Source organism: [Lactobacillus] rogosae, assembly GCA_900112995.1.
Classification (GTDB): Bacteria; Bacillota; Clostridia; order Lachnospirales; family Lachnospiraceae; genus Lachnospira; species Lachnospira rogosae.
The window spans coordinates 23758-42751 of record FONU01000026.1 but is presented as its reverse complement, the minus strand read 5'-3'; the positions used below and the strand labels follow the sequence as shown (position 1 = coordinate 42751).

General features: G+C 36.2%; 17 protein-coding genes and 1 pseudogene. 16 read left to right on the top strand and 2 right to left on the bottom strand.

The annotated features are described in order from the left end of the window. The first annotated feature begins 434 nt into the window (after positions 1–434). Positions 435–1835, top strand: coding sequence for a helix-turn-helix transcriptional regulator (locus tag BM157_RS11220; RefSeq protein WP_055176893.1), 1401 nt, complete (start codon positions 435–437; stop codon positions 1833–1835). Positions 1836–1950: 115 nt separating this feature from the next. Here BM157_RS11220 and BM157_RS11215 read toward each other — a convergent pair whose 3' ends face one another. Beyond that, positions 1951–2559: a hypothetical protein gene (locus tag BM157_RS11215; RefSeq protein WP_090141192.1), complete on the bottom strand. Its 609-nt coding sequence runs from the start codon at positions 2557–2559 to the stop codon at positions 1951–1953. A gap of 124 nt (positions 2560–2683) precedes the next feature. Further along, positions 2684–3511 (bottom strand): helix-turn-helix domain-containing protein, encoded by an 828-nt coding sequence (locus BM157_RS11210; protein WP_055176898.1) that lies wholly within the window; start codon positions 3509–3511, stop codon positions 2684–2686. Between the two features lie 181 nt (positions 3512–3692). Between BM157_RS11210 and BM157_RS11205 the strand changes: the two genes are divergently transcribed. From BM157_RS11205 to BM157_RS11145, 15 genes and pseudogenes are all read left to right on the top strand, one after another. Beyond that, the gene (locus BM157_RS11205; protein ID WP_082421656.1) at positions 3693–5162 is read left to right on the top strand and encodes an MATE family efflux transporter; all 1470 of its coding nucleotides are present in this window, start codon (positions 3693–3695) and stop codon (positions 5160–5162) included. Positions 5163–5396: 234 nt separating this feature from the next. Then, positions 5397–6260, top strand: a complete 864-nt coding sequence (gene ispE, locus BM157_RS11200; RefSeq protein ID WP_022502389.1) for a 4-(cytidine 5'-diphospho)-2-C-methyl-D-erythritol kinase — start codon at positions 5397–5399, stop codon at positions 6258–6260. A 23-nt stretch (positions 6261–6283) separates the two neighbouring features. Further along, complete coding sequence (locus BM157_RS11195; RefSeq protein ID WP_022502390.1) at positions 6284–6952, top strand: GntR family transcriptional regulator; 669 nt, start codon at positions 6284–6286, stop codon at positions 6950–6952. 627 nt (positions 6953–7579) lie between these two features. Then, the gene (gene spoIIR, locus BM157_RS11190; protein WP_022502391.1) at positions 7580–8218 is read left to right on the top strand and encodes a stage II sporulation protein R; all 639 of its coding nucleotides are present in this window, start codon (positions 7580–7582) and stop codon (positions 8216–8218) included. A 209-nt stretch (positions 8219–8427) separates the two neighbouring features. Further along, entirely contained in the window at positions 8428–8877 is a 450-nt protein-coding gene (locus BM157_RS11185; protein ID WP_022502392.1) for a DUF1934 domain-containing protein, read from the top strand. Positions 8878–9316: 439 nt separating this feature from the next. Then, positions 9317–11074, top strand: a complete 1758-nt coding sequence (gene thrS / locus BM157_RS11180; RefSeq protein WP_022502393.1) for a threonine--tRNA ligase — start codon at positions 9317–9319, stop codon at positions 11072–11074. Positions 11075–11782: 708 nt separating this feature from the next. Beyond that, the gene (locus BM157_RS11175) at positions 11783–11959 is read left to right on the top strand and encodes a helix-turn-helix domain-containing protein (protein ID WP_090141190.1); all 177 of its coding nucleotides are present in this window, start codon (positions 11783–11785) and stop codon (positions 11957–11959) included. Between the two features lie 3 nt (positions 11960–11962). Beyond that, a complete protein-coding gene (locus BM157_RS11170; RefSeq protein ID WP_090141188.1) occupies positions 11963–13546 on the top strand; it encodes a DUF2075 domain-containing protein in 1584 nt (527 codons plus the stop codon). A 2-nt stretch (positions 13547–13548) separates the two neighbouring features. Continuing rightward, complete coding sequence (locus BM157_RS11165) at positions 13549–13869, top strand: nucleotide pyrophosphohydrolase (protein WP_090141186.1); 321 nt, start codon at positions 13549–13551, stop codon at positions 13867–13869. Between the two features lie 11 nt (positions 13870–13880). Continuing rightward, on the top strand, positions 13881–15014 hold the full coding sequence (locus BM157_RS11160; protein ID WP_318255957.1) for an HNH endonuclease domain-containing protein: 1134 nt from the start codon (positions 13881–13883) through the stop codon (positions 15012–15014). A 2-nt stretch (positions 15015–15016) separates the two neighbouring features. Further along, complete coding sequence (locus BM157_RS11155; RefSeq protein ID WP_318255956.1) at positions 15017–15316, top strand: nucleoside triphosphate pyrophosphohydrolase; 300 nt, start codon at positions 15017–15019, stop codon at positions 15314–15316. An 18-nt stretch (positions 15317–15334) separates the two neighbouring features. Beyond that, positions 15335–16726 (top strand): DEAD/DEAH box helicase family protein, encoded by a 1392-nt coding sequence (locus tag BM157_RS13095; RefSeq protein WP_318255955.1) that lies wholly within the window; start codon positions 15335–15337, stop codon positions 16724–16726. A 45-nt stretch (positions 16727–16771) separates the two neighbouring features. Next, complete coding sequence (locus BM157_RS13090; protein ID WP_456361695.1) at positions 16772–17191, top strand: P-loop NTPase family protein; 420 nt, start codon at positions 16772–16774, stop codon at positions 17189–17191. Beyond that, positions 17154–18290, top strand: a complete 1137-nt coding sequence (locus tag BM157_RS13085; RefSeq protein WP_318255954.1) for a DUF3427 domain-containing protein — start codon at positions 17154–17156, stop codon at positions 18288–18290. Before BM157_RS13090 ends, BM157_RS13085 begins: the two co-directional genes overlap by 38 nt. After that, a pseudogene (locus tag BM157_RS11145) lies at positions 18287–18689 on the top strand ((deoxy)nucleoside triphosphate pyrophosphohydrolase). Before BM157_RS13085 ends, BM157_RS11145 begins: the two are co-directional and overlap by 4 nt. Positions 18690–18994: the final 305 nt, after the last annotated feature.

The following is an 18994-nucleotide window of genomic DNA, read 5'->3' as shown; positions in this document are numbered from 1 at the left end:
AAGCTTTTACTTGTGAGAAAAGCAATGGTATAATATGACTACTTCGTAGTCACTTAGAAGTTTCTTCGAAACTTCGGATGTGCTGAAAGGCTGCACGAAAATTATGGTATAATATGACTACTTCGTAGTCACTTAGAAGTTTCTTCGAAACTTCGGATGTGCTGAAAGGCTGCATGAAAATAAGGTATAATATGACTACTTTGTAGTCACTTAGAAGTTTCTTCGAAACTTCGGATGTGCTGAAAGGCTGCACGAAAATATGGTATAATATGACTACTTCGTAGTCACTTAGAAGTTTCTTCGAAACTTCGGATGCGTGGAAAAGCAACGCAGGACATATGGTATAATGAGCACAAAAGTGCTCATCTTAAAAGTTCCTTGCGGAACTTTGTATGTATTCATAAGGATTGCGTGAATTAGAAATGGAGATTAATATGAAGAATAAAGTACCAATGATTAACATTATCATTATTGCATTATTTAATTATGTATTCCTTGGTACAGAATATATGTATGATAATATGATGTTATATGTTATAAATTCAAATGGAGTAGTAAATGCACAGAATTATATTCTGGGTGTAAGTGTTGCCGGATTTCTTATGTATCCGTTGTTAAAGCGTGTATACAGAAAGAATAATAATATGCTGTTACTGCACATATTTAAAGTATGTGTAGTAATAACTGGCATAATATGTATAGCAGTTATGGGTACACACAGCTCTTATGTCTCAATATTCATAAGCGGTTGTGTATTCTTTGCGATAATGGGAATTGTAGGAAGTGCTGTGCACTATTCACTTGCAGTTAATATAAGCAACTATTCTATGCCGGTATCCTATGCGATAGGAATTGCATATGCACTTGGAGTGCTTATACAGTTTATTGCTAATAATATCGTTAATAATAACTTAGCTGAAAGTATAATGCTGTGCGTGGGGCTTATAGTGCTTGTGTATTACGGCTTTGGAACTGACAGCATGGCTGCTAATAGTGCCAGAGCGGCTGATGGAAGAGCTTCGTATATTGTCTATAAGAATGAGAAAACAGCAGGGATAACGCTTATTATTATAGTTGCACTTATGACTTGTATATTTTCAACACTTGATAATGCCGTAACACTTGTACACGCGGAAGGAAGTGTCGATATTGGACAAACACCAAGAGTTATCCTTGCTGTAAGCGGTCTTGTTGCAGGATATGTGTTTGGAATTAATAAAGGAGCGTTTATTAATATTATTATGTACTGTGTCACACTTCTTTCAGTTATGTGTGTGGCAGTAATAGAACTTGGTGGTCCGTTTATGATAGGACTTGTTGCATTTTATATGTCGGCTGGATTTTTCGTTGTATACTTTACAACAATGTTTATTCAGTTCTCATACAATACAGATATTCCAGAATTATGGGCTGGAATGGGCAGGGCAGTCAATAATGCAGGAGCAGTTATAACAAGCTTTACATCAGTACTGCTTTTATCAAGTGCAAACACAATGATAATAAGCGTTGTCGCACTTGTTTTATTTGCATTAATAAGCGTTGCTATTTATGCTTATTCTACACAGCTTGTAATTAGTGTTAAAGAGCCGGTTAGTACTGAACCTGCTGTAAATTATAAATTAGAAAGATTTGTTCAGGCATATTCACTTACAGAGCGGGAAAAAGAGGTTCTTCAGGTATTAACAGAGTCGGACGGAAATGTATCCGAACTTGCCAGCACGCTGTGTATGTCAAGGTCTGCATTGTACAGGCACATTTCAGCTATCAATGAAAAGACCGATACAAGTTCAAGAATAGGACTTATACAGTTCTACTATTCGTGGAGTGAGAATTAGATTATCAATTAAAGAAAATAAAAAGGCAGGAATATGAGAAACTTTAAGTTATTGCTTAAGAGGTTCTTACTTTCCTGCCTTTGTTATTATAATATTATTCTGTGTTGGTTATGATTTATTCTGTGTCAGTGGATGTCTTCTTGGAAGCAAAATAATCATCGAACTTGTCCATAACAGCACTGTATGTATTCTTGCTTATGTCTGGAAGTTCTTTGCCCCATGATTTGGTTGCAAGCTTAAAGCCTTTTTCTACAGCGGCTTTCATCTTTTGCATCTTTTCTTCATCATCACCAGCAAGAGCCATTGCAAAATCAAAGATTCTTGATGATGTCTGTTTAACTCCCCAATATCCGTCCTCTGAAATATCTTCTTTAGCCTTGGCAATTGTATCAGCATCTGCTGTGAAGTTGCCGCTGGCAAGTACTTTCCACATATCATCAGCAGTTCCGATTGTAATTCCCTGCTTTTCAAACATCTTGCTTACGAGTGACTGTAACTGCTGCATACGATTGTCAGAGTCAGCTTTTAACTGTGCTACTAAAGAAGGATTGGTTGATTTTGATGTAGCAGATGAAACAGTCTGGCCTTTAGAAGATTCATAAGTGGCAGCAGTATCTGAATAATTATTAGTAGAAGCTGTTCCTGATGTCTTGTTGTCTTTATTAGTCTGGCTGGCTGTTGAAGCATAGCCTGTGTAATAAGAATTAACTCCGTTTAATTCCATATTATTCCTCCGTTTCTGTGCATACGCACAATTTGTAATAATTAATAGTTAAATGCTTATAAAAGCAATCTGATAAAACCATCCGTGGCTTTATATATATAATCGGCTGTTTGTAAGGCTTTATTTACATATGTTCTTTATTTTTTCTGTATTTATTAGGTGAAATACCCTTGGTACGCCTGAAAGCATCGCCGAAATAATTACTGTCATTAAAACCACACTCAAATGCAATATCAGTTATTGATTTGTTAGTGTTAAGAAGAAGTTCGCAGGCGTGTTGTATGCGGACATTTATTATATATTCTTTAAAACCAAAGCCGGTAACGCTCTTGAATTTCTTTGAAAGATACGAACGGCTGAGATTGAATTTTTTCGCCACATCTTCAAGTATAAGCCTTTCGCTGTAATGGTTGTAAATGTAAGTTGCAACCTCCTGCATAATTCTGTTATTAACGTCAATCTCTTTTATTACATTTTCTTCATAATTCTTACAACGGGTTATAAAAAGCATAAGCTCGGCGAGTGCAACGCTTACAAAGCCGGGAGATAAAGGATCCTGTCCTTCATTTTCAAAGAGGAGCTTTTCAAGAAGGCTTTCTATATAATCTCTTCGTTTTTCTGGTATTGAGATAACACCTGCCTGCATAACATCAGACACGATATCCGTGCCGACAACATTGTTGAGCCATTCTGTGACGGTTGGCTTAAAGCTTATTACAATTCGCTCGTGCATACCTTTTCCTGTATAATCAGTCTTGTGGATTGTTCCGGCAGGGACGATTACAATATCTCCGTGGTGGAATTTGTATATATTGTGGCTGATAAATGCCGTACATTCACCGCGGGCAAGATAAAAAAGTTCGTGAAAAGGGTGTGAGTGAACCTTTTTAGCTTTAAATGCCGAGCGTTTAATTTTTTTGATTTCAAAATTCTTCTGCATATCCTGTATCATATTAAGCCTCCAGTGTAAAAAAAGTATTTATAAAAATACTTATGTAAGAAATTAGGATACATTTTCTGTAAAGTTAATTAAATAATAGTATTTATAAGTGGAAATCACTGTTTTTTATGCTAATATATTATATAAAAAAGAGAAAAAATGCAATAGATTATTGGGAAAGAAGGGATTAAATATGGCACGACCAATAAGTGCTGGCAAGAGAGATATGATTCTTAACGGGAATCTTATCAGGGCAATTCTTACATTGGCAATACCAGTTATGATTAACAGCTTTATACAGTCAATGTATAATCTTACAGATACGTTCTGGCTTGGAAAGATAGGAACAGCTAATCAGGCAGCTATAACGCTTGTGTCACCATTCCAGAATATTCTTATTAACTTTGGAGCAGGCATAACGACAGCGGGTGCTATTCTTATATCGCAGTACCTTGGTGCGAAAGAAGACAAACAGGCGAACTCTATGGCTAATCATATATGTATAACATCGCTTGGATTTTCGGTTGTATGTGCATTTATATGCTGGCTTGTGTCACCAGGACTTGTAAAATGGCTTGGTGCTGAGGGTGAAATATATAGATATGGACTTACATATATAAGAATTGTAGTGTTAGACCTTCCATTTCTTTTTATGATTAATCTGTTTACTTCGGTCAAGCAGGCACAGGGCGACACAGTAAGACCTCTGCTTCTTAATATACTTGGGGTATCTATCAATCTGATACTTGACCCATTATTCCTTGTTATATTCAACTGGGGAATAGGTGGTGCGGCACTTGCTACACTGCTTGCTAAGATACCGAGTGCGATTATTGGAGTTCTTGTACTTAGGGGAAATAACCAGCTTGTCAGAATTAACTTTAAGAACTTCAAATTTGATAAAAATAAAGTGCTTGCTATATTAAAAATTGGTCTGCCAACTGCAATAGGTGGAAGTACAATGCAGTTCGGATTTCTTCTTATGACTAAAAATGTTAATGCCTATGGTCCGACAGCTACAACAGCTTATGGTATCGGTAATAAGATTAACAGTATTATTACAATGCCGGCAAGTGGAATAGGCTCTGCAATATCTACAATAGTCGGTCAGAATATGGGTGCAGGCAATATTAAAAGAACTGATAAGTCATACCATATTGCACTGAGAATAGGAGCTGTATTCTTATTCATATGTGGAATGATACTTTCAAGAAGATTCATAGCAGAACCAATGGTAAGATTTTTCACATCAGATGAACAGGTAGTGCCTCTTGCGACACAGTTCCTGTCAATTATGGCAATATGCTGCTGGACGAATGCATTTTATAATGTAACGCAGGGGTTATTTCAGGGCTGTGGACATACCATGATAACAATGGCAGTTGATGCGACAAGAATATGGATATTCAGGTTCCTGACATTGTGGGTATGTGCTAATGTGCTTGGAATGGGCGTTGAGAGTGTGTGGTATGCGGTAGTTGTAAGTAATGCCACATCAGCATTGATACTCTACATACTCTATTGGACAGGAATATGGAAGAAATCAACTATTAAAATAGAAAAGACACAGGATGAAGGCAATAATTCAGACGAAAAGGTAAAGTCTCTTAATGAGGCTGATTCAGATATAAAAGTTTCTTCAAATATACAGACAGTTAATTAATCAGATTACAAGTAAATATTGTGCTCCCTATAAATGTTCCCGAAGCCAGCCGGATTGTTCTGGTTTCGGGAATTTTTTGTTAATAAAAATGGCATCATAGTTATATATAATTCATTCTGCAGGATATATTTTCTGGTGATTAGTAATAATCATATGAAATTGAAAGTATGTACTTGATTTTGTACAATCTGTTTTATATAATAGATGTATGTATACAATATTGGAGATATGAATATGGACTCAATTAGATTAAAGGCACGTGCCAAGATTAATCTTGGACTTGATGTGTTAGGAAAGAGAGATAATGGATATCACGATGTAAGAATGGTTATGCAGACAGTAGGTATATATGACCGTCTTATAATTAATAAGATACCAGAAGACGATATAAGGATTGATATTAATCTTAAGTTTCTTCCGGTTAATGAGAATAATCTCATATATAAAGCATACAAGCTTATGAAAGATGAGTATGGCTTTTCGGGGGGAATAGAGGTAGACCTTAATAAGTTCATACCGATAGCAGCAGGTATGGCTGGAGGAAGTACAGATGCAGCTTCTGCTATGTTTGCTATCAATAAGCTGTTCAATCTTGGACTTTCTAACAGGGAGCTTATGGAGCAGGGAGTTAAGATTGGAGCTGATGTTCCATACTGTATTATGAGAGGAACTGCACTTGCAGAAGGGATAGGAGAGAAGCTTACAAGACTTGCACCTATGCCATTTTGTCATATGGTTGTAGCAAAGCCACCTATTAATGTATCGACTAAGATGGTGTATGACAGTCTGGATTCAGGTGCAATCACAAAGCATCCTGATATAGATGGAATTATAGAGGCAATTAATGAGGGCAGTGTAATAAAGATTGCCGAGCGTATGGGCAATGTGTTAGAAGATGTGACTATTCCGTTGTATCCGGTTATAGATAAGATAAAGAAGGATATGATAAGTCAGGGTGCATACAATGCTATGATGAGTGGAAGTGGTCCTACAGTATTTGGAATATTTCCTGATGAGCAGACAGCACTTAATTGTAAAGAATATTTAAAGCGTCAGGGAGATGCAAGACAGGTATATATAACAGAGACATTTAATTAAATTACTACACGGAGGATTAGACAATGAAAGGCGAATTAAAAATGGATGTGAACGAATACCTTCCATTAAGAGATGTTGTATTCAATACATTAAGACAGGCTATTCTTACAGGAGAGATGGAACCTGGCGAAAGACTTATGGAGATACAGCTTGCTAACAAGCTTGGAGTAAGCCGTACACCTATACGAGAAGCAATCAGAAAGTTAGAGCTTGAAGGCCTTGTTATTATGATTCCAAGAAAAGGTGCTGAGGTTGCACATATAACTGTAAAGGATATGAGAGATGTCCTTGAGGTGCGTTCGGCGTTAGAAGAACTTGCTGCAACACTTGCCTGCAAGAATGTAACACCTGAACATATAGAGGAGTTAAAGACGGCTAACAGGGTATTTGAAGCCGCTATTGTATCTAAAGATGTAGTTGCTATAGTTAATGCAGATGTGGCATTCCACAATATTATATATTCAATGACAGACAACCAGAGACTTATCCAGCTTGTCAACAGTCTTAGTGAGCAGATGTACAGATATCGTCTTGAATATGTTAAAGATGCAAGAACACATTCTATACTTATAAGTGAGCATAACGATATAATCAGGCAGCTTGCCGATAAGGATGTCGAAAAAGCCAAGGTTATAGTAAGACAGCATATTACTAATCAGGAAAGGGGAATTATAAGACTTCTTAACATATAATTAAATAAAATTGTGATTTATTGAAAACTGAAAGCTGTATTCACCATACTATGAAAATGATAGGGGGTGGGTATAGCTTTTTATTTTTGGGGGATAATTTCCATATAAATTATCTGGTGCAGCTTAAAGGTTGTGGCGGGGATGTTAGAAAGCAGCAAAAGCAACGGCGACCCGCTTTCGTTTAAGTGTCGCACGCAGCGGTGAAAGCCTTTAGGTGAGTGGATAATTTAATGGAAAGTTATTTCTGGTGGTGGCAGGTTGTCGGAAGTGTGGCTTGAAAGATAGCCGTTAGGTGGAGGTGAGAGGCGGCGGTTGAAGGACAGTCGCCACACGACTGAGGAAAGTTGGCAATTCAGTCGCTGCCCAGTTGTGAGAACTTACTATATTGCAAGCTGGGTACTGTTGAAACCGTCGGCACTTAGCGGCTGTTCCTTAGCCGCTTACGTGTCCGCTACGGTTTCAAGTAGCGGGGGCGTGCCCAGCGGTAATATAGTAAGTCCTCACAACGTCCGTATGTAACAACGTCCGTCCGTCACACTAACACTATCCGTCCGTCACACCTTCCGTGCATAACCATTTCCGTTTCCCAGAACCATCCAGAAACTACCAGCAAACAAGGGGGTATATATGTTAAAATTAAATGAAAAAAGTGCAAAATCAACTTATATTATACTGGCATTAAGCATTATTATGCTTGTAATTGTAGGAATACGATTGTATAGTGATACTTATGCAGCATTTATGCAAAAAGATATAGCTTCGCAGATTATAAGATTTCACATAAGGGCGAATGACGACTCTGAGGAGGCACAGAATAATAAAATGCTTGTTAAGGCAGCGGTGCTTGATTATATAAGTCCGAAGCTTTCACAATCCGTATCATTAGAGGAGTCAAGACAGATTTTAAGTGATGAGAGTGATAATATAAAGAATGTTGCTGTTGATAAGCTTAGGAGCCTTGGAAGTAAGGAAGATGTAAGCGTTTATTTTGAAAATTGCTATTTTCCGATGAAAAGCTACGGGGATATGACATTTCCGCCAGGGGAATATGAGGCATTTAGAATAGATATAGGAGAGGCTTCAGGCAGGAACTGGTGGTGCGTATTATATCCACCATTATGTTTTGTGGATGCAGTATATGGTGTTGTGCCGGATGAGTCAAAGGATGAGCTTAAAAATGTACTGACAGAAGATGAGTACAGGGTAGTGTCTGGAGAAAAGGTACAGTACAGATTCAAGTATCTTAAATTTTTAAATAAGAAATAAGCTGTAAATGTAAAATAACCTGTAAAATAATGTAAAATTAATTATAAACATAAAATAATTGTAAGTATCAGAAGATTATGGATATAAGGCGATTGTTGACATTCAGTAATTATAAGCATAAAAAGATTGTAAGTATCAGGAAATTACTGATATAGGGTGATTATATTTATCAATAATCAGAGAATAAGAAAGGGAGTACACACGAGAATATGAATGATAAGGTATATGTTAAGATAAGAGGACTGTCGGCACAAGAGGCGGGCGATGCTTATAAAGAGGCAGAAGATATTGAGATAATAAGCGTTGGAAGATACACTAGGAGGGCAGGCAAGGAATATATACGCTATGAAGAAGTGTATGATGGAGAAAGTGCAAAATCTGACACGCTTATTAAAATATCAGAGGACAGAGTTGAGATAAGTAAAAAAGGTGCAATAACAACAATTATGGAGTTCATACAGGATAAAAAGACTGTAAGCTGTTATAACACACCTTATGGAGGCCTTGCGATGTCTATATATACAAGCATGCTGGATATAGAAAGGGATGAAGATAAGATTAATATAGCACTCGAATACACCATGGATGTTAATGGGCAGCAGATGAGTGAATGTAAGGTAAGAATTGAAATATGTAATCAGGGAAAGCTTGAATTGTAGAGATACATTTATAAAATTATATTTAAAGAGCTGTATTTTATAAATTATATTTTGTAAATTGTATTTTAATTCAGGTATTGCCTTAAATAAAGTGTCGTGGTACAATGACAGACAGATTGAATAAATAAAAGCAATGACGGAAAAAGTAGTATATGCGGAGCATACAGAGAGAGCTGTAGTGGTGAAATCAGCTTATGTGACTATTATATGAAGACCATTCCTGAGCTGTGCGTAGAAGAGATTATAATATATAATCTTGAAGCGTTACCGTGTGGCATACGTTACAGGCTGTAAGAGTGAAATAATAAGGTGGAACCGTGCAAATGCACCCTTAGGTATATGGCAGAGTGTACCTTGTGGGTGCTTTTTATATGTCAGGTAAAAAGCACATTTAACAGGTAACTAAGTCCGGACTAATACGCAAAGGAGATTAATAATAATGGTTAATTTTAAAGAAGATGAACAGTTAAGCACATTAAACCATTCTTGTGCACATTTAATGGCACAGGCAATTAAGCATCTTTATCCACAGGCTAAATTCTGGGTAGGACCAGTTGTAGCAGAAGGTTTTTATTATGATGTGGATCTTGGAGATGATGTTATCAGAGATGAAGATATTCCTAAGATTGAAAAGGAAATGAAGAAGGTAGCTAAGTCAGGAAAGAAGATTATCCGCAAGGAAATCTCTAAAGAAGAAGCTATGGAAATGTTCAAGGATGATGAATATAAGTTAGACCTTATCTCTAACCTTGAAGATGGAACAATAACTTGCTACGAGCAGGGAGATTTTACAGATCTCTGTCGTGGACCACACGTTGATAATGTTAAGTTATGCCGTAATTTTAAGTTGCTCAGACATTCAGGCGCTTACTGGAAGGGCGACAGCAATAATAAGGTTCTCCAGAGAATATATGGTGTATGTTTCCCAACACCAGAAGAACTTGAAGCACACCTTCAGGAACTTGAGGAAGCTAAGGAAAGAGATCACAGAAAGATAGGTAAGGATATGGAACTCTTTATGGTTGATGACCTTATCGGACGTGGTCTTCCAATGTTCTTACCAAAGGGTTATATAATATGGCAGGAACTTGAGAACTATATTAAGGACAAGGAAAGAAAGCTTGGATATCAGCACGTTATGACACCTTGTGTTGGTACAGTTAATCTTTATAAGACATCAGGCCATTGGGATCATTATAAGGAAAATATGTTCCCGGCAATGGAAGTTGATGATGAAGCATTTGTATTAAGACCAATGAACTGCCCTCATCATATGATGATATATGCTAACAGACTTCACTCATATAAGGATCTTCCTATAAGAATTGGTGAGATAGCACACGATTTCAGATATGAGTCAAGTGGAACATTAAAGGGTATTGAAAGAGGAAGACATTTCTGCCAGAATGATGCCCACCTTTTTGTAACACCGGAGCAGATTAAAGATGAAATATCTAAGGTAGTTGACCTTATATTCTCAACATACAAGGATTTTGGAATTACAGATTACCGTTGCGTTCTTTCACTTAGGGATCCAGAAAATAAGACTAAGTACCACGATGATGATGAAATGTGGAATAAGGCTGAAAATGCTTTAAGAGATGTTATGAACAGTCTTGGTATTGAATATACAGAAGAAATCGGTGAAGCTGCATTCTACGGTCCTAAGCTTGATGTTAATGTTAAGCCGGCTGTTGGTAATGAAATCACATTATCTACATGCCAGTTAGACTTCTGTCTTCCAGCTAAGTTCAACCTTTCATATGTTGACAAGGATGGCGAGAAGAAGACGCCGGTTGTACTTCACAGAGCTATACTTGGTTCTCTTGACAGATTTATGGCATATATACTTGAAGAAACAAAGGGTAACCTTCCAACATGGTTAGCACCAGTTCAGGTAAGAGTAATGCCAGTTAAGACAGATAATGATGAGATTATGAATTATGCACACGAAATCGTTGATGCTCTTGAAGCTAAAAATGTAAGAGTAGAACTTGATGACAGAGCAGAAAAGCTTGGTTACCGTATGCGTGAGGGACAGATCCAGAAAGTTCCATATCTTCTTGTTATTGGATTTAACGAGCAGGAGAACAAGACAGTATCATACAGACTTCACGGACAGCAGGATACAACAACACTTGGACTTGATGAGTTCGTAGAAAAGATTGATACAGAGATAAAGAATAAGGCAAGATAATGACAGAAATGCATGATGTGCATGCTAAGAGATTTACTAATGTGTAGATAGTGGCTGTATCTATAATACTTGGATCTTAGAAACATATAATAAATAATAGGTGAAAACCAGCAGTGGCTTTCGCTGGCATTGAAGGTTGGCTTATGAAGGGCTTGTTTTGGTGCTGGGGAGGTGCTGCTGGTTTTCTTATTTAATAGATATATAATATGTTGGTTATAGACTTTTGGGATTGTGCTTTATATAATTGTATTAAAATATTGATGTAACTTATATATTTGTACATAGGGATGAAGGAGAAACAAAACTATGATAAAAGTATTATTTATCTGCCACGGCAACATCTGGTGATTTTTCCAGGAACCTAGGTAAATCAATGGCTGTGGGACTTTGGGATTTGAAAATACACCTTTTGTACACCTTTCGATTTTTGTTAGTATGTTATGGATGATGAAAAAAGGGTGTGGCATGGCGATAATTAAACTGAATAAAAGTGAATGAAACACGCTTATCCTTAAGCGGTTGATTACTACACAACAAACCCAGGCGGGACTGTCAAGATGACCATGATGATGTGGGAGACTTGATAGGAACGGCTGGGTTTGTTATTACAAAAAATGTTCGCGACAAAGAATAAAAAACATTGAAACTATTCGCGATAAGGAATATACTAAAAGTAGTGTATTGTTGTTTTATATATGGAGGAAATGTATGAACTTTGTACCATCATCAGTCAAAGCGGAAGAATGGGGAATCTCGCAAAGAAGAGTGGCAATCTTTTGTAAAGAAGGACGTGTACCAGGAGCAGAGTTAATTGGTAACAGATGGTTTTTGCCAATTGATGCAGAAAAACCAGGAGATCCAAGAAAAGCAAGGAAAAGGGATTAAAGTATGTTTAAAATCATAGAAGGAAATTTTAAAGATAGTCAATATAGTAATGAAGAATATTTGGATAATTGGCCACTGCTTTACATTTTGGAAAATGGAAAACAGGCATACATTGGAGAATCGACTCATGCAAAAACTAGAATGACACAGCATGCAACGGTTGAAGAAAAACGGATTTTTGACAGAGTGCATTTCATATATTCTAAGTTATTTAATCAGTCGGTAACATTTGATTATGAATCGAAGCTGATTCAGTATATTGTTGCGGATGAACTATTTCAAGTTACAAATAAGAATTCTGGAATAGCTGACAAACAGTACTATCAAAAGAAGGAGTATGATGAAAAATTCGAAGTACTTTGGAAAAAACTGCAGAAAGAAAAATTAGTGAAACATTCTCTTGAAGAAATCGAGAATTCAGATTTGTTTAAGTACTCACCATATAAGGAATTAAATGATAGCCAACAAAAAGCTGTAGAAGAAATCCTTCTAAAAATAAAAGATGGTTCGGTTAATCGAGTGGTAGTAAATGGAATGCCAGGAAGTGGAAAAACTATTGTTGCTGTATACCTTATGAAATATCTTGCCGATAGTGAAGAATATGCGGGAAAGGAAATAGGATTTGTTGTTCCACAGACGTCACTTCGAAAAACTATGAAAATGATTTTCAAGAGTATTTATGGTCTTACACCATCACAAGTTATTTCACCATCGGATGTTACAAAAAAGAAATATGACATTTTGATTGTTGATGAAGCACATAGGCTGCATCAGTATAAGAATATTTCTTATATGGGAACGTTCAAACAAAATTGTGAAAAACTTGGCCTTACAACAGAAGCAGATGAGCTTGATTGGGTTCTAAAACAATCGAATTGTGCTGTTCTATTTTATGATAACATGCAAGTGGTGGGACCATCAGGAATTGATTTTGAGAGATTTGATAAGAAAATGGAAGAGTCTTTTCAAAAGAGAACGATAGCATATTTTACTTTATTGACGCAAATGAGAGTGCAAGGTGGAAATGATTATATAGACTTTGTCAAAAGTATACTTTCGGGAAAATGTTCTCACAAATATGTTTCAGATAAATATAGTTTTAGAATGTATTCTGATTTCGGTAAGTTTGAAAAGGATATGTATGAAAAGGAAGCTGAAACCGGGTTATCGCGAATGCTTGCAGGTTATGCATGGCCTTGGATAAGTAAGAAAGATCAGACGCTAAAGGATATAGAAATTCAAGGCGTAAAGCGGATGTGGAACCATTGTACGGAAGGCTGGGTCCACACGCCAGAAGCAATCAATGAAGTGGGGTGCATTCATTCAATTCAGGGATACGATTTAAACTATGCATTTGTAATTATAGGTAAAGATATCGGATATGACAAAGCAACAGGAAAAATTGTAGTACATCCAGAGAGTTATTTTGACAAAAACGGTAAGAGAACAGCTGGATATGAAGAGCTTTTGGAGTACATAACAAATGTCTATTATGTCTTAATGACACGTGGAATTAAAGGAACATATCTTTATGTGTGTGATTATGACTTAAGAGAATATTTGAGTCAGTATATAGAAATGGAGTAAACATGAAACAAGAAACAATAGATAGAATTAGGAAATTCACAGAGGATCGTGATTGGGATCAATTCCATTCACCAGCAAATTTGGCAAAATCAATTGTCATTGAAGCTGCAGAATTATTGGAGTGTTTTCAATGGTCGGATGAAGAGTATGACTTGCAGCATATTAAAGAAGAGTTAGCGGATGTCATGGTATATAGTCAAAATCTGTTGGATAAGCTAGGCCTTGATGCAGACGATATTGTGAACATGAAGATGGCACAGAATGAGGCAAAGTATCCTGTTGAAAAGGCAAAGGGGAAATCGGATAAATACGATCAGTTATAGGGGAAATGAAAATGGGAATTCAATTACCTGAATCAGAAAAACTTAATATAGAAGATCTACAGCGCATCTTTGATGACAAATCAGAGTGCTATAAACTCTTTTGGTTTAAAGCAATTCTGAAGAAGGTGAAGGACGGTAAGCAGAATATTACCTATAATGAGCTTATTTGTCATATGATGGCAGATGCCTATTTCATGGTTAATGAATATCATCTAAATTTAGGACCCAATGACAGTTTGGAACGGATTGTAAGGATTATTGCTGAACAGACTAAAATGAAACCTTCAGAGAAGATAGATAAGATATATGAAATGCTCTTGGATTATCGCCATAAGGACATTACTAAATTGCGAAGCAATCTGATTAATGATGTGCCATATTGCATTCAATCTTGTTTCTTGCATGATACGACTTTATCAAAGATTTCTTCAAGAAAAGAAGAACGGATTCATGAACTGAATCAACAACGTAGACTGTTATATTATTATAGTGCCTATATGCAATATGACACTGAGATTATGCTGGAAGATGATTGGTTCAAGTATCTTTCCGAAAACAGGGAGATTCTTGAAGGATGGGTACAGTATAATCTTATTGAATATTTACAACGTCGTAATCCGACTATACCAGGTATTCCTAACAAGATCATGCCTCCCCAAAAGCGTAATCTCAAGCAAGCAAAAGTTTTCTGGAAGGCGGTTACTTCTAGAACTGAAATAAAGGATTGCTATACCGGAAAAATTCTGAATCAAGAAGGCTTTGAGTCTTTTGGTAAATTGGAAATTGATCATTTTATTCTGTGGGCCTTTATTGCAAGTGATGAGATATGGAATCTTACTCCGACTTTTAAAAAAGTAAATTTGGATAAGAGCAATAATTTGCCAGACTTGAATGTGGATTTGAAATTGATGGCGCATCAGCATCATGTTGCGATTGGACTAGCAGAAGAGAATAAGCAGATTAAGAAATTATTAGATTCATTTTTAAACTATAATCTTAATGACACAACTACAAGGGTTGAATTGTATACAATGAATATTGGAGAAGATGAGTACAAAGAAGGTATTTTTAGAATATTAGAGCCTCTTTATATGTCTGCACAGAATGCAGGATATAAGAAATGGGTTAATAGATGGGGAGCGTAAAGATGGGAAAACTTGTTAGAGATAAGATTCCTGAAATTATAAAAGAGGATGGAAAGACACCTATTACAAGAATTTTGGATGACGAAGAATACTTAGACGAACTTGATATTAAACTAAGTGAGGAAGTTCAGGAGTATCAGGCAGATAAGTCAATTGAAGAAATGGCAGATGTATTAGAGGTGTTATTGGCAATTTGCGAAGCAAGGGGACATTCAATAGATGAATTAATACAAGTTCGAAATAGAAAGAGAGATAAACGGGGTGCTTTTAAGGAAAAGATTTACTGGGAAGGTAATCGTTAGATATGAGGAGGGGATGTCTTGAAAAATGAAACAATGAAAGAATTAAGACAAGGTTTTGAAACAGCCTATATTAATGGAGCACTTGCTTCAAATCTTGAGTATAAACCAAGTTTCGTGTCAAATAATCCAGAAGAGGGAAAAAAGGTTATATCTTCCATTGAAGAAGAATTACTAAGATGTGAGAAATTTCAGATCAGTGTGGCTTTCATAACAATGGGAGGAATCACACCTCTTTTGCAGACATTGAAGGAACTGGAACGAAAAGGAATTCCGGGTGAAATCCTAACAACCAATTATTTGGATTTCAGTGAACCCAGAGCATTAGCGAAGCTGAATGAGCTTAGTAATATCACTTTGAAAATGTATGATGTGGAAGCTGCAGATAATGGATTCCATACAAAAGGATACATTTTCAAGAAAGAAGAGGTCTATCGGATTATCCTTGGTAGTTCCAATATGACAAGTGCTGCGCTTACAAGCAATATTGAGTGGAATACGAAAATTGTATCTACTGAACAGGGAGAAGTCGCAAGTGAAATTGTAAAAGAATTCAATGACCTTTGGTGCTCAAGGTATGCCTTAGATTTCGAAATGTTCTTTGAAATTTACAAAGCACGATATGAAATAATCAAGCATCAGCGTGAAGAAGCAAAAAAGGATGCGATTCCTTCTTTTGAAAAATATACTTTAAAACCTAATTCAATGCAGGAAGAGTTTATAGTTAATCTTCGAAGCATAATTGAAAGAGGTGAAGAAAGAGCTTTATTGATTTCGGCTACAGGAACAGGAAAAACATATGCATCTGCATTTGCAATGCGGGAATTAGGATTTAAAAGAGTTTTATTTATTGTTCATAGAGCTCAATTGGCGAAGCAGGCGAAGAAATCATTCGAGAGAGTATTTAACAATTCTGTTTCAATGGGAATTGTAGGAGACGGAAAACACGAATATGATTGTGACTTTGTATTTGCAATGGTTGAGACACTAAATAGGGATGAGCATTTGTTCCAATATGAGAAGGATGCTTTTGACTGTATTATCTTGGATGAGGCACATCATAGTCCAGCGAATACATATCAGAAAGTCATGGAGTATTTCAAACCAAAGTTATTTTTGGGCATGACAGCGACTCCAGATAAGCGAGATGATCATATTGCAGGTCGAAATGTTTATGAACTTTTTCATCATCAAATAGCACATGAAATTCGTTTACAGAAAGCGATGGAAGATAACTTGTTATGTCCATTCCATTATTTTGGAATCAGCGACATTGCACTGGTGGATGATAAAGTTTTCAGAAGCAGGACTCTTACAGAGAAGGATTTTAATCAACTTACAAGTGAAGAACGCGTGGATCATGTGATTGAACAAGCACAGTATTATGGATACAGCGGAGATCGAGTTAAATGACTGATTTTCTGTAGTAGAAATAAAGAATGTGAGACATTATCCCAGATGTTTAATGAGCGAGGCTATAGAACACTTGCGCTTAGAAATGAGACACCGCAGCGGCTTAGAGAAACTGCGTTTGAACGCTTAGCAATGAAGAAAGAAGATGCAACTGATGAGTTACAACCTTTAGATTATATTTTTTCGGTAGACATTTTAAACGAAGGCATTGATATTGTTGAGGTTAATCAGGTTATTATGTTGCGTCCTACACAATCTCCGATTGTTTTTATACAACAATTAGGAAGAGGATTGCGTAAAGCTGATGGTAAGGAGTATGTTGTTATTCTGGATTTCATTGGTAATTACGACAATAACTTTATGATTCCTGTGGCACTGTCAGGAGATCGTACTTACAATGCTGATGTAATTAGAAAATACGTTATTAGTGGAAATATCAAAAGACAAGATTTTCCATGCAATTGATTGTATCAAGCCAAGCACATTTAAGGAACTGATAAAGGAAGGATATATTAATCTTAAAAACAGACTTGGAAGACGTCCAATGCTCATCGACTTTTATGAAAACGATGAAATAGATCCACTTGTAATAATTAGAGAGTACAAAACTTACTATTCATTTGTAGAGCAGATGGAAAAAACAGATAAATTGTTTCATCTAACAGACCAAGAAAAATTGACTCTCGAGTATTTATCAAAAACAATATTGAGTGGTGTAAGACCAGATGAATTAGAAATTTTGAGATTGTTTTTGGAGAAGAATCGTATTACTTATTCAGAAGTAATTAATAATTGCAAAGAACGTTATGGTTATGAGATAACAAATCAGAAGATTGATGCTGCTTGTGATGTCCTTAAAGGAGAATTTGTTACTAATAGTGCGGAACGAGAGAGGTTCTGTCATATCGATATATTAGAAGCAGATGGGGCTGGTTATCTAAAAAGAATTTTGAGCTATGCAGAACGCTTGGCGCATAAGGATTTTTATGATCAGGTTAGAGACATTGTTGCTGTTGGTTTGGCAAGATATAAGGATAAGTATTCAAAGCCATATAGACAGGAGTGCCCATTTGTTCTTTATGAGAAGTACTCAAGAAGAGATGTTAGTTTACTTATGGATGCAGGTAAGGATTTATCTTCAACCATATATGGAATGTCTCGATTAGGTGATGATGTATTTATTTTTGTTACATATCATAAAGAAGAAAATACAGATGAGAAAAAACAATATGTCGATGGTAAGCCAGATTATGCAGATGAGTTTGTAGACAACGTTATTTTTCGATGGGATTCTCAGATTGACAAGAAGCTTGATGGCGCGTATATGGATAAGGTTTTGAATACGTCTAGAAAGCATCTTTTAGTTCAGAAAACAGATGCAGAAAACAATTTCTTCTATATGGGAGAGTTTGATATTGTGGATGCTTATGAGGATCAAAAGAAAAATAACAGAGGTATACTAAAACCAATTTGTAAGCTGAAATTTAGAATGCACACCGCTGTACGAGAAGATATCCTGCGTTATCTTCAGAGTGGAAACACAATGGAGGAAAAAGTAATATGAAAATGATAAGAGTAGTTGCAGCGGTAATTAAGGCTGTTAACGAAAAAGGAGAACAAATTATTTTTGCAACTCAACGTGGCTATGGTGATTTCAAAGGTGGTTGGGAGTTCCCAGGTGGAAAAATAGAAGATGGTGAAACGACACAGAAAACATTGAAGCGTGAAATCATGGAAGAACTTGATACGGAAATATCAGTTGGAGAATTAATTGATACGATAGAGTATGATTATCCGGATTTTCATCTTTCGATGGATTGTTTTTGGTGTGAAATTGTGAAAGGTGATCTTGTGTTAAAGGCATGAGGATGCAAGATGGTTAACTAAGGAACAGTTGGGGGATGTGAAATGGTTGCCGGCTGATATTACGCTTATTGAGAGGATTAGAAAGGCAATGGAGTAACAGTTTGCCGATAGAAGGATTGAAGAGATGCAGTTACCATATTCAGAAGAAATAAATATTAGTTACTTAAGTAGATTAAATGTTTGATTCCTATGATAAGTCAGCGAGAATAATGCTTTCTTTAGATGTGTATTTAACCGGACAACGCATATTGTAAAAGACAATAAAACCAGAAAGGCATGATTGCTAACAGTAGAAGAAATAGAGCGTATTCATAGATTAAAATAAGTCATACAAAGTGTTGTTTAGTTGGGGGGGACAAGTAATAGAAATACCAACTAATAAAGAGGGTAATGTTTGTAGTA

What these genes read in the sequence shown, in the direction of transcription:
- BM157_RS11210 (WP_055176898.1), bottom strand. Translation starts at nt 3,511, where the DNA reads ATGATACAGGATATGCAGAAGAATTTTGAAATCAAAAAAATTAAACGC.
- thrS (WP_022502393.1), top strand. Translation starts at nt 9,317, where the DNA reads ATGGTTAATTTTAAAGAAGATGAACAGTTAAGCACATTAAACCATTCT.
- BM157_RS11155 (WP_318255956.1), top strand. Translation starts at nt 15,017, where the DNA reads ATGGGAAAACTTGTTAGAGATAAGATTCCTGAAATTATAAAAGAGGAT.
- BM157_RS11215 (WP_090141192.1), bottom strand. Translation starts at nt 2,559, where the DNA reads ATGGAATTAAACGGAGTTAATTCTTATTACACAGGCTATGCTTCAACA.
- BM157_RS11160 (WP_318255957.1), top strand. Translation starts at nt 13,881, where the DNA reads ATGGGAATTCAATTACCTGAATCAGAAAAACTTAATATAGAAGATCTA.
- spoIIR (WP_022502391.1), top strand. Translation starts at nt 7,580, where the DNA reads ATGTTAAAATTAAATGAAAAAAGTGCAAAATCAACTTATATTATACTG.
- BM157_RS11205 (WP_082421656.1), top strand. Translation starts at nt 3,693, where the DNA reads ATGGCACGACCAATAAGTGCTGGCAAGAGAGATATGATTCTTAACGGG.
- BM157_RS13090 (WP_456361695.1), top strand. Translation starts at nt 16,772, where the DNA reads ATGTTTAATGAGCGAGGCTATAGAACACTTGCGCTTAGAAATGAGACA.
- BM157_RS11165 (WP_090141186.1), top strand. Translation starts at nt 13,549, where the DNA reads ATGAAACAAGAAACAATAGATAGAATTAGGAAATTCACAGAGGATCGT.
- BM157_RS11195 (WP_022502390.1), top strand. Translation starts at nt 6,284, where the DNA reads ATGAAAGGCGAATTAAAAATGGATGTGAACGAATACCTTCCATTAAGA.
- BM157_RS11185 (WP_022502392.1), top strand. Translation starts at nt 8,428, where the DNA reads ATGAATGATAAGGTATATGTTAAGATAAGAGGACTGTCGGCACAAGAG.
- ispE (WP_022502389.1), top strand. Translation starts at nt 5,397, where the DNA reads ATGGACTCAATTAGATTAAAGGCACGTGCCAAGATTAATCTTGGACTT.
- BM157_RS11170 (WP_090141188.1), top strand. Translation starts at nt 11,963, where the DNA reads ATGTTTAAAATCATAGAAGGAAATTTTAAAGATAGTCAATATAGTAAT.
- BM157_RS11220 (WP_055176893.1), top strand. Translation starts at nt 435, where the DNA reads ATGAAGAATAAAGTACCAATGATTAACATTATCATTATTGCATTATTT.
- BM157_RS11175 (WP_090141190.1), top strand. Translation starts at nt 11,783, where the DNA reads ATGAACTTTGTACCATCATCAGTCAAAGCGGAAGAATGGGGAATCTCG.